The organism is Allobrachymonas wangyanguii (assembly GCF_045055315.1).
In the GTDB taxonomy this organism is placed as follows: domain Bacteria; phylum Pseudomonadota; class Gammaproteobacteria; order Burkholderiales; family Burkholderiaceae_C; genus Brachymonas; species Brachymonas wangyanguii.
Window position 1 is genome coordinate 1,537,404 of record NZ_CP173677.1, and the last position, 11,061, is coordinate 1,548,464.

At 64.4% G+C, this 11,061-nt stretch carries 9 protein-coding genes; 2 read left to right on the plus strand and 7 right to left on the minus strand.

The features are described 5' to 3' along the window. Positions 1-110 precede the first annotated feature (110 nt). Together ACI3EV_RS07440 and ACI3EV_RS07445 are read left to right on the plus strand one after the other, a co-directional pair. Entirely contained in the window at positions 111-1,970 is a 1,860-nt protein-coding gene (locus ACI3EV_RS07440) for a polyhydroxyalkanoate depolymerase (protein WP_337691350.1), read from the plus strand. Between the two features lie 76 nt (positions 1,971-2,046). Continuing rightward, positions 2,047-2,751 carry an RnfABCDGE type electron transport complex subunit B gene (locus tag ACI3EV_RS07445; protein ID WP_329770358.1) on the plus strand — a complete coding sequence of 235 codons (705 nt, stop codon included), beginning with the start codon at positions 2,047-2,049 and terminating at the stop codon, positions 2,749-2,751. A gap of 90 nt (positions 2,752-2,841) precedes the next feature. Here ACI3EV_RS07445 and ACI3EV_RS07450 read toward each other — a convergent pair whose 3' ends face one another. From ACI3EV_RS07450 to meaB, 7 genes are all read right to left on the minus strand, one after another. Continuing rightward, a complete protein-coding gene (locus ACI3EV_RS07450) occupies positions 2,842-3,345 on the minus strand; it encodes a VOC family protein (protein WP_329770357.1) in 504 nt (167 codons plus the stop codon). A gap of 54 nt (positions 3,346-3,399) precedes the next feature. After that, on the minus strand, positions 3,400-4,662 hold the full coding sequence (locus tag ACI3EV_RS07455) for a cytochrome P450 (RefSeq protein ID WP_337691355.1): 1,263 nt from the start codon (positions 4,660-4,662) through the stop codon (positions 3,400-3,402). Continuing rightward, a complete protein-coding gene (gene bioF, locus ACI3EV_RS07460; protein ID WP_337691357.1) occupies positions 4,659-5,861 on the minus strand; it encodes an 8-amino-7-oxononanoate synthase in 1,203 nt (400 codons plus the stop codon). Before bioF ends, ACI3EV_RS07455 begins: the two co-directional genes overlap by 4 nt. 108 nt (positions 5,862-5,969) lie before the next feature. Next, a complete protein-coding gene (locus tag ACI3EV_RS07465) occupies positions 5,970-6,260 on the minus strand; it encodes a DUF167 domain-containing protein (protein WP_329770354.1) in 291 nt (96 codons plus the stop codon). A 64-nt stretch (positions 6,261-6,324) separates the two neighbouring features. Beyond that, positions 6,325-8,385, minus strand: a complete 2,061-nt coding sequence (locus tag ACI3EV_RS07470) for an acetyl/propionyl/methylcrotonyl-CoA carboxylase subunit alpha (protein WP_329770353.1) — start codon at positions 8,383-8,385, stop codon at positions 6,325-6,327. A 54-nt stretch (positions 8,386-8,439) separates the two neighbouring features. Further along, positions 8,440-9,972, minus strand: a complete 1,533-nt coding sequence (locus tag ACI3EV_RS07475; RefSeq protein ID WP_329770352.1) for an acyl-CoA carboxylase subunit beta — start codon at positions 9,970-9,972, stop codon at positions 8,440-8,442. Positions 9,973-10,038: 66 nt separating this feature from the next. Further along, the gene (gene meaB, locus ACI3EV_RS07480; protein ID WP_329770351.1) at positions 10,039-11,058 is read right to left on the minus strand and encodes a methylmalonyl Co-A mutase-associated GTPase MeaB; all 1,020 of its coding nucleotides are present in this window, start codon (positions 11,056-11,058) and stop codon (positions 10,039-10,041) included. Between the last annotated feature and the right edge of the window lie 3 nt (positions 11,059-11,061).

Sequence of the window (11,061 nt, forward strand, 5' to 3'; positions counted from 1 at the left end):
GCGCAAAATGACTTGTTGAGGTCATTTAGCACGACCGTTTGTTCGTTGAAGCAGCCAGCATAAGCTGTTACCATTGTTGCACTGCAGCAAAAAAGAAACAGGGAATCACCATGCTCTACCAGATTTACGAAGCCCAGCGCACGCTGATGGAACCGTTTGCCGAACTCGCGCTCGTTGCCTCGCGTCTGTTCACCAACCCGCTGGCGCCGATGAGCCACGCGCCCATGGCCAACCGCGTTGCCGCTGGCTACAACCTGCTCCACCGTCTCGCCAAGGATTACGAAAACCCCGAATTCGGCATCACCTCGGTACCGGTCGATGGCGTCAGCGTGACGATCCACGAGCGTGTCGAGATCAGCAAGCCATTCTGCAACCTGCTGCGCTTCAAGCGCTACGCCGACGACACCAAGACGCTGGAAACCCTGCTGCGTTCCCCGGTGGTACTGGTGGTGGCCCCGCTGTCCGGCCACTACTCCACCCTGCTGCGCGACACCGTGCGCACGCTGCTGCGTGACCACAAGGTCTACATCACCGACTGGAAGAACGCACGTGAAGTGCCGCTGTCCGAAGGCACCTTCAGCCTGGACGACTACGTCAACTACGTGCAGGAGTTCATCCGCTACCTGCAGGAAAACAACGGCGAAGTGCACGTGGTCAGCGTCTGCCAGCCGACCGTGCCGGTGATGGCGGCCGTGTCCCTGATGGCCACGCGTGGCGAAAAGACCCCGGCCTCCATGACCATGATGGGTGGCCCGATCGACGCCTCCCGTTCGCCCACCGCCGTGAACGACCTGGCGATCAAGCGCAGCCTGGCCTGGTTCGAGACCAACGTGATCCATCGTGTGCCGAACAACTACCCCGGTGCCGGTCGCCGCGTCTACCCCGGCTTCCTGCAGTACGCCGGTTTCGTGGCCATGAACCCGAACCGCCACGCCACCAGCTACTACGACTACTTCAAGGATCTGGTGCGTGGTGACGGTGGCAGCACCGAATCCCACCGCAAGTTCTACGACGAGTACAACGCCGTGCTCGACATGGATGCCGAGTTTTACCTCGACACCATCAAGACCGTGTTCCAGGACTACGCCCTGCCGAACGGCACGTGGGAAGTGCGCAATCCGGAAGGCACGCCCGAGCTGGTGCGTCCGCAGGACATCACCAAGACCGCCGTGCTGGCGATCGAGGGCGAACTGGATGACATCGCCGGTCTGGGCCAGACCCAGGCCTCGCTGGACCTGTGCAGCAGCGTGCCGGAGAGCGAAAAGCAATATTTCGAGGTCATGGGTGCCGGTCACTACGGTATCTTCAGCGGCCGTCGCTGGCGCGAAGTGGTCTACCCGATCCTGCGCGATTTCATCGGCAGGCACCATACCGGCATCGTCACGACCAAACGCCGTGCCGCCTCCCAGGCCCTGATGGAAGCGCTGGAAAACCGCGAAGACCTGTACGAACAACTGCAACTGGGCAACAACTACCAGCCGGTCGAAGATGCTCCGGCTACCAGCCAGGCCAAAGCCACCACGCCGGCCGTGGCGGCTGCTGCACCGGCCGCCAAGGCGCCGGCTGCCAGAAAGCCGGCTACGACCCGCGCCAAGCCGGCCGCAACGCGCAAGCCGGCTGCGAGCAAGACGGCTGCCGCTGCCAAGGCCACTGCGGCCAAGCCCGCAACAGCGGCCCAGCCTGCCGAAGCCGCCAAGGCCGAAAGCAAGCCGGCTGTCGCTGCCAGCAAGCCGGCCACGTCCAGCCAACCGAAGGCTGCGGCTACGACTCAGGCAGCAGCGGCCCCCCAGGCAGCGAGCAAGACGCCTGCTGCCTCAGCTCCGGCCAAGACAGAAGCTGCCAGCAACAGCACGCCCGCTGCGGCCCCTGAAGCCGAAGCCAGCCGCCCGGTCACTGCCTGGCGTACGCCTGAAACCGCAGATGGCGCACAGCCGGTGAAGCAGGAAGCCAGCGCCAGCAAGCAGCCCTGATCTTCTATACTGCAGATCTGACACGCCAGCCCGGCCCTGCCGGGCTGTGCTGTTTCTGCCTGCTGCCAATCCTCCCATGACCTCTCGGAATCTCCCCCTCCCTGTCCCTACCCTGCCTGATGCACGCGCCCAGGCAATCCACCGCGTGCTGCCGCAGACACAGTGCCAGCGTTGCGGCTACCCGGATTGCGCAGGCTACGCCCAGGCGATTGCCACGGCTGAAGCCGGCATCGACCAGTGCCCGCCGGGTGGCGTCGAGGGCATGCAGCGCATTGCCGCAGCTATCGGGCTGGAGGAGGCACGGCTTCCTGCAGCGCTGAACCCCGAATTCGGCCAGGAAGGCCCAATGACGGTCGCCGTGATCGACGAAGCCTGGTGCATCGGCTGCACGCTGTGCATCAAGGCCTGCCCGACCGATGCCATCCTGGGCAGCAACAAGCGCATGCACACCGTGGTGGAGCCACTCTGTACCGGCTGCGACCTGTGCGCCATCGCCTGCCCGGTCGATTGCATCGCCATGGAGCCAATCAGCGGCGAGCGCAGCGGCTGGGATGCCTGGTCACCGGCGCTGGCGCAACAGGCGCTGGAACGCTATACCTTCCACCAGTTCCAGCTGCAGCGCGCCGAAGCAGAAAACGCCGATCGGCTGGAAGCCAAGGCCGAGCACAAGCTGGAGCATCTGGAAGAACAGAGCCTGCACACTGATCCGGTGGTGCTGGACAAGAAGCGCGCCATCATTGAGGCCGCGCTGGCCAAGGCCCGCGCACGCCGCCAGAGCTGAACGCCTTGCCCCAATACGACAACAGGCGACCGTTTCCCCGGTCGCCTGCCTGTTTTCTGGCCCTGCCTTCACACGGCAGCGGCCAGACAATCAGTTGCCCGCCAACTTGGCAAAGGCGTCGATCACTTCCTGCGGAGCCTGCACCAGCTCGATCAGCACACCCTCGCCACCAATCGGCAGCTCCTCGTTGCCCTTGGGGTGGATGAAGGTGATGTCAAAGCCGGCTGCGCCCTTGCGGATGCCGCCCGGCGCAAAACGCACGCCTTGCGCCGACAGCCATTCGACGGCCACGGGCAGGTCATCGATCCACAGGCCGACGTGGTTCAGCGGCGTGGCGTGCACGGCCGGCTTCTTCTCCGGATCCATCGGCTGCATCAGGTCGACCTCGACCTTGAACGGGCCGCTGCCAATGGCGCAGATGTCCTCGTCCACGTTCTCACGCTCGCTCTGGAAAGTACCAATCTTTTCCAGGCCGAACATGTCGACCCACAGGGTCTGCAGGCGCGCCTTGCTCGGGCCGCCAATGGCGATCTGCTGGATGCCCAGCACCTTGAACGGACGCGGGCTGCCTTTGGCGATAACGGTTTCGGTCATGGGATTCTCCTTGTTTGCTCTGTCAGTAGGCGATTGAAAATAAAACAATGATACTCAGGCCGGCAGCCGCATCGGCAGGCGCAGGATGCCGCGGTACGCCGGGTTGCCATTGCGCTCGACCTCACCGGCCAGTTGCAATCCCGGCAGCCGCTGCACCAGCTGCGTGAACAGGGTCTGCGCCTCCAGCTGGGTCAGTGCCGCACCAATGCAGACGTGCGGCCCGCTGCCAAATGAGAGCGCACCGGGGTTCTCGCGCTGCACATCCAGTGTGTCCGGGTCAGCATGACGCGCCGGGTCATGGTTGGCGCAGCCGATCATCGGCAGCACCAGTTCACCACGGCGCAGTTGCTGACCGTGCAGGGTAAAGCTGCTGGCCACACGGCGGCCGGTCCACTGCACCGGGCTGTCAAAACGTAGCAGCTCCCGGATCGATCCCGGCACCAGTTCTGGCTGGCGGCACAGCTGTTCCCACTGGGCGCGATGCTGCATCAGCACCAGCATGCCATTGCCGAGCAGGTTGCGCGTGGTCTCATAGCCGGCAAACAGCAGCATGGCGCACTGCGCCAGCAGCTCGGCATCGGAGCTGATACGACCATCATCACGCACCTGTACCAGCTCGGTGACCAGGTCGTCCTGTGGTTCGCGACGGCGGCGCGGCAGCAGCTCACGCTCAAAATAGCCTGCCATCTCCAGCGTGCTGCGCTGGGCCAGTCGGGTCTGTTCCGCTGTCGGGCGCACCGCGCCGATAAAGGCGGCAATGTCATCAGCCCAGCGCATGAAATCCTGCTCCAGCGACAGGTCCACGCCCATCAGGCGCGCAATCACGCGTACCGGCAGCGGACGTGCGATACGCTCCATGAAATCGAAGTCTTGGCCAGGCGTGATACCCGCCACCAGCTCAGCGGCAAACTGTTCGATCTCGGGTTGCAGGGCCTGCAGGCGCTGCGGCCGGAATGCCGGCATCAGCACCTGGCGCAGCCGCGTGTGTTCGGGCGCGTCCAGGAACAGCAAGGCGCGCGTAAACAGGCGCTGGAACGGGGTCAGGCCGGCGCGATCGCCCTCGGCCACATCCATCACCCAGCCGCCGGTACGCTGTGCCGACAAGCGCGGATCGCGCAGGGCGTTCTCGACATCGGCATGGCGCGTCAGCAGCCAGGCGCCGCCAAAAAAGGCATTGCTCCACAGCAAGCGGCCTTCATCGCGCCAGCGTGCGTACGTGGCATAGGGGTTATCGGCAAAATCCGGCGCCAGCGGACTGGCCTGCGGCCTGCCTGCTGCCTGCGCGTCCGTCAGGACGATGGATTCCGGTGGATTCATGACTCGTTCTTCTCCAGGGTAGCCAGTACAGCGAGCAGCTGGTCGAGCTGCGCATCCGTGTGGGCGGCACTCAGGGTAAAGCGCAGGCGCGCCGTGCCGGCCGGTACGGTCGGCGGGCGGATCGCCGGCACCCAGATGCCGGCCTGCTCCAGCGTGGCCGAGAGGCGCAGCGCATCCTCGTTGCTGCCGACCAGCAGCGGCTGGATGGCAGTGGCGGAATCGGGCAGGCTCCAGTGCGAGTGCTGCTGCACCAGCGCCGACAGTCCGGCGCGCAGTCGGCTGATCAGCTGTTGCAGGTGGCGGCGGCGGGCAGCGCCCTCTGGCGACTCTACCAGCTCCATCGCGGCCAGCAAGGCCTGCGCCAGTGCCGGTGACATGCCGGTGGTGTAGATATACGGGCGTGCACGCTGCACCAGCCAATCGATGATGGTGGCGTGTGCCACCACCACGGCGCCGGCCACGCCCATCGCCTTGCCCAGCGTGCCCATCCAGATCAGGCGTTCGCTGCACAGGCCAAAGTGCTCCAGGCTACCGTGGCCCTGCGCGCCCAGCACGCCCAGGCCATGCGCATCGTCCACCACCAGCCAGGCGTCGTACTGTTCGGCCAACGCCAGCAGCCCGGGCAAATCAGCCAGGTCACCATCCATGCTGAACACGGCATCGGTCACGATCAAACGCAACGACGTGCTGCAGCGCTGCAGCAGGCGCTCCAGTTGTGCCAGATCGCCGTGCACATAGCGACGCACCTCGGCATCGGCCAGACGCGCGCCGTCGATCAGCGAGGCATGGTTCAGCTTGTCGGAAAAAATCGTGGTCTGGCCATCGCCCAGCGTCGTCATCAGCGCCATATTGGCCATGAAGCCACTGCAGAACAGCAAGCCCTCGGCCTGCGGGATATGCGCCTGCTGCCAGCGCGCAAAGCCCTGCTCCACGTCTTCATGCACCTGGTAGTGGCCGCTGACCAGATGCGAGGCGCCGCTGCCCACGCCCCAGCGCTGCCCGCCTTCGGTCAGCGCCTGCGCCAGCAAGAGATGCGCGGCCAGGCCCAGATAATCATTGCTGCAGAACGACAGCCGCGGCTGTGCCTGCCCGGCCAGCTGCTGCTGCGGGCCGCAGGGCAGCTGCACCGTGCGCCGGCGACGGCGCAGGCCGGACTGCTCCAGGGCAGCCAGTTGCTGCTGCAGGTGTGCCATCAGCATGGCGTGCTCTCCTTCTGTTGGGTCTGTCCTGCCCGCCGGGGACGGCCAGCACATGCGGGACATGGCGTGTCTGCGCCATCTCCGGCATCCGCTGCGGGATGTCTGGTTTCAGCTGCTGCGCAAGCGCTCCAGCAGTACTTGTGCCGATGCCAGTGCCTGCGCATCGGGCAGGTGCACGGCCAGCACCTTCTGCCGTCCGGCTGCGCCGTGCAGCAGCTCCACCTGCTTCTTCGGCACGCCAAAGGTGGCGGCGGCCCAGGCAATCAGCGCCTCGTTGGCCTTGCCATCCACCGGCGGGGCTCCAAGCCGCACGCGCAAGGCATCGCCGTACAGGCCGGCCGCCTCGGTGCGCTTGGCACCGGGCGTGGCATGGATGGCAATCTTGAGGATGTGGCTCATGGAAAAAACCGCCCATGCTTGCACATGGACGGTCCGGTGCTACTCAGCGATCAGGCGGAGTTGCTTATTCGAACGCCACGATGGCCTGGTCGACCGCCAGGCTCTCGCCCGGCTGTGCCAGCACTTCCTTCACCACGCCGTCGGCGGTGGCGAACAGGATGTTTTCCATCTTCATGGCTTCGATCACGGCCACGCGTTCGCCGGCCTGCACCTTCTGGCCCGGCTGCACGGCCACCTGCGTCAGCAGGCCCGGCATCGGGGACAGCACGAACTTGCTCATGTCCGGCGGTGCCTTGTACGGCATCAGCTTGTGCAGTTCGGCGGTACGCGGGTGCATCACCAACGCATCGATCTGGGTGCCGTTGTGGATCACGCGGATCGCCAGCGGGTTCTTGCCTTGGCCACGCTCCATCTGCACGGTGAAGGCTTCGCCGTTGCAGGTACCGGTGATGCGGCTATCGCCCAGGAAGTGGTCGATCAGCATGTCGTACTGGCGCTCGCCGTCGGGCGTCTGCAGCGTCACCACGGTGGACTGGCCCGGTGCGGTTTCGCTCAGGCTGGCGTCCACATAGACGTTGGCGCCTTCCTTGCCCAGGGCACAGACGGTGAACTCGCGCTTGGGCAGGCGCTTGTAGCCTTCCCAGAACTTGCCCTGCAGGTCTTGTGCGCGGTTGCGGTAGTACATGTTCAGGCGTGCCGCCATCGCCATCAGGAAGTACGGGTCGCTGTGCGGCACGTCTTCTGCGCGGAAGCCATCGGCATAGTTTTCGGCGATAAAGCCGGTGTTGAAATCGCCGGAGATGAACTTGGGATGCGCCAGCAGCGCGGCCTGGAACGGGATGTTGCTCTGCACGCCCTTGATCACGAAAGCGTTCAGGGCTTCACGCATGCGCGCGATAGCGTCATTGCGGTCCTTGCCATGCACGATCAGCTTGGCGATCATGGAGTCGTAGAACATGGAGATCTCGCCGCCATCCACCACGCCGGTGTCCACGCGCACGCCGTAATCGGTGCTGGGCTCGCCCTGGAACAGGTTCTGCTCCGGCGGCTGGAAGCGCACCAGACGACCAGTGGAAGGCAGGAAGTTGCGGAACGGGTCTTCGGCGTTGATACGGCACTCGATGGACCAGCCTTCCTTCTTGACGTCGGACTGGCTGATGGTCAGTTTTTCGCCGGCCGCCACGCGGATCATCTGCTCCACCAGGTCCAGGCCGGTGATGCACTCGGTCACCGGGTGCTCCACCTGCAGGCGGGTGTTCATTTCCAGGAAGTAGAAGTCCTGGTTCTTGCCCACCACGAATTCCACGGTACCGGCAGACTGGTAGTTCACTGCCTTGGCCAGGGCCACGGCCTGCTCGCCCATCGCCTTGCGCGTCTCGTCGCTGATGAAGGGAGACGGCGCTTCCTCGATCACCTTCTGGTGACGACGCTGGATTGAGCACTCGCGCTCGTTCAGGTAGATCACGTTGCCGTGCGCATCGCCCAGCACCTGGATCTCGATGTGGCGCGGCTGCTCGACGAACTTCTCGATGAACACGCGGTCATCGCCAAAGCTGTTGCGGGCTTCGTTGCGGCAAGAGGCGAAACCTTCGTGCGCTTCCTTGTCGTTGAAAGCCACGCGCAGGCCCTTGCCACCGCCGCCAGCGGAGGCCTTGATCATCACCGGGTAGCCGATGCCCTTGGCGATCTCGACCGCCTGCTCCGGCGTGTCGATCGGGTCGTTGTAGCCCGGAATCGTGCTCACGCCAGCGCCATCGGCCAGCTTCTTGGAAGCGATCTTGTCGCCCATGGCGGCAATCGCGCCGTGCTTGGGGCCGATGAAGGCGATGCCATTCTCTTCAACCTTGCGGCAGAACTCCTCGTTCTCGGACAGGAAGCCATAACCCGGGTGGATGCCCTGGGCACCGGTCTGCTTGGCGATCTCGATGATCTTGTCGCCCAGCAGATAGGACTCGCGCGACGGCGGCGGGCCCAGGCGGACAGCCTCATCGGCCATCTGCACGAAGCGTGCGTCCTTGTCGGCGTCGGAATAGACCGCCACGGTCTGGATGCCCATTTTCTTGGCAGTGGCGATCACGCGGCAGGCAATCTCGCCGCGGTTTGCAATCAGGATCTTGGTAAACATATGCGATGTTCTTTCAATCTGGTGAGAGTCGAAACGATGCGGATCGGCAAGCGATTACAGCGGGATATTGCCGTGCTTGCGCCACGGGTTTTCCAGCTTCTTGTCCTTCAGCATGGCCAGGCTACGGCAGATGCGCTTGCGCGTCTCGTGCGGCTGGATCACGTCGTCGATAAAGCCACGGGCGCCGGCGACGAACGGGTTGGCGAAACGCGCCTTGTATTCGGCTTCGCGGGCTGCCAGCTTTTCCGGGTCATTCTTGTCTTCACGGAAGATGATCTCCACCGCGCCCTTGGCACCCATCACCGCGATTTCGGCGTTCGGCCAGGCCAGGTTCACGTCACCGCGCAGGTGCTTGGAGCTCATCACGTCATACGCGCCGCCGTAGGCCTTGCGCGTGATGATGGTGATCTTCGGCACCGTGCACTCGGCGTAGGCGTACAGCAGCTTGGCGCCGTGCTTGATGATGCCGCCGTATTCCTGGCTGGTACCGGGCATGAAGCCGGGCACGTCGACAAATGTGACGACCGGGATATTGAAGGCATCGCAGAAGCGCACGAAACGGGCCGCCTTGATAGAGGACTTGATGTCCAGGCAGCCGGCCAGCACCAGCGGCTGGTTGGCCACGATACCGACCACGTTGCCGTCCATGCGGGCAAAGCCGATCACGATGTTGGCGGCGTAGTCAGGCTGCAGCTCGAAGAATTCGCCGTCGTCCACCGTCTTGGTGATCAGCTCCTTCATGTCGTAGGGCTTGTTCGGGTTCTCCGGCACCAGCGTGTCCAGGCTCATGTCGGCACGATCGACCGGATCCAGCGTCGGGCGGTACGGCGCCTTCTCGCGGTTGTTGGACGGGATGTAGTTGTACAGGCGACGCAGCATCAGCAGCGCTTCCACGTCGTTCTCGAAAGCCAGGTCGGCGACGCCGCTGCGGCTGCTGTGGGTGATGGCACCGCCCAGCTCCTCGGCCGTCACGGATTCGTGCGTCACGGTCTTCACCACTTCCGGGCCGGTCACGAACATGTAGGAGCTGTCCTTGACCATGAAGATGAAGTCGGTCATGGCCGGAGAGTACACCGCACCACCGGCGCAGGGACCCATGATCATGGAGATCTGCGGCACCACGCCGGAGGCCATCACGTTGCGCTGGAACACCTCGGCGTAACCGGCCAGGGAGGCCACGCCTTCCTGGATGCGCGCACCGCCGGAGTCGTTCAGGCCGATCACCGGTGCACCGACCTTCATGGCCTGGTCCATCAGCTTGCAGATCTTTTCTGCGTGCGCTTCGGACAGCGCGCCGCCGAACACGGTGAAGTCCTGGCTGAACACGAACACCAAGCGGTTGTTGATGGTGCCGTAGCCGATCACCACGCCGTCACCCGGAATGTGGCTCTGTTCCATGCCAAAGTCCGTGCAGCGGTGCTCCACGAACATGTCCCATTCCTCGAACGTACCGGCGTCGAGCAGTACCTCGATACGCTCGCGCGCGGTCAGCTTGCCCTTGCCGTGCTGCGCATCGATGCGTCGCTGGCCACCACCCAGTCGGGCGGCTTCGCGCTTCTGATCAAGTTGGTCAAGAATTGCCTTCATCTCGGATCCTTTGGTTTTTAAAAATGGAAAGATTGAAACAGGTACAAACAGGAATGGCTGCCGGCCTCAGGCCTGCGGCCCGGACTGGAACAGTTGCAACAGCTGGCGCGCCGCGGTCGAGGCCGCCAGCGAACCCTCCTGCACACGCTGCGACAGCGCGGGCAGCTGGCCGGACACGCCGGCATGGGTGCGGAAGGCATCCTTCAGGCCGGCATCGATGCGTTCCCACATCCAGGCCTGCGACTGCTGCTGGCGACGCTGCGCCAGCTTGCCGTTGCCGGTATTGATGCCGCGGTACTCTTCGACCGCAGCCCAGAAATCCTCGACCCCCGTGCCCTCGAGTGCGCTGATCTGCAGCACACGCGGTTGCCACTGGGGCGCATCGTTGTCGTCGTGGCGACCATGGAAGCCGAGCAGGCGCAGGCTGGAAGTGATCTGGGCCTGAGCGCGCGTGGCAGCCACCGGATCGATATCGGCCTTGTTGATCACGACCAGATCGGCCATTTCCATCACGCCCTTCTTGATCGCCTGCAGGTCATCGCCGGCATTCGGCAGCTGCAGTACCACGAACATGTCGGCCATATCGTGCACCGCGGTTTCGGACTGGCCGACACCGACGGTCTCGATGATCACCACATCATAGCCGGCCGCCTCGCACACCAGCATGGCTTCGCGCGTCTTCTCGGCGACACCACCCAGGTTGCAGCTGCTCGGGCTGGGACGGATATAGGCATTGGGCTCGCGGCTCAGGCGTTCCATGCGGGTCTTGTCGCCCAGGATGGAACCACCGGACACGCTGGAAGACGGATCGATCGCGAGCACAGCCACCTTGAGGCCCAGACCGGTCAGGTGCAGGCCCAGGGTCTCGACAAAGGTCGACTTGCCCACGCCCGGCACACCGCTCAGGCCCAGGCGCAGCGCCTTGCCGGTATGCGGCAGCAAGGCCGTCAGCAGCTCGTCGGCCAGCGCACGGTGATCGGCGCGGGTGGATTCAAGCAGCGTGATCGCCTTGGCGATGCCGCGACGGCGACGCGGGGCGTCACCGTGCAGGATGGCTTCCAGGATGGCGGGAACTGCTGGCAACATGGA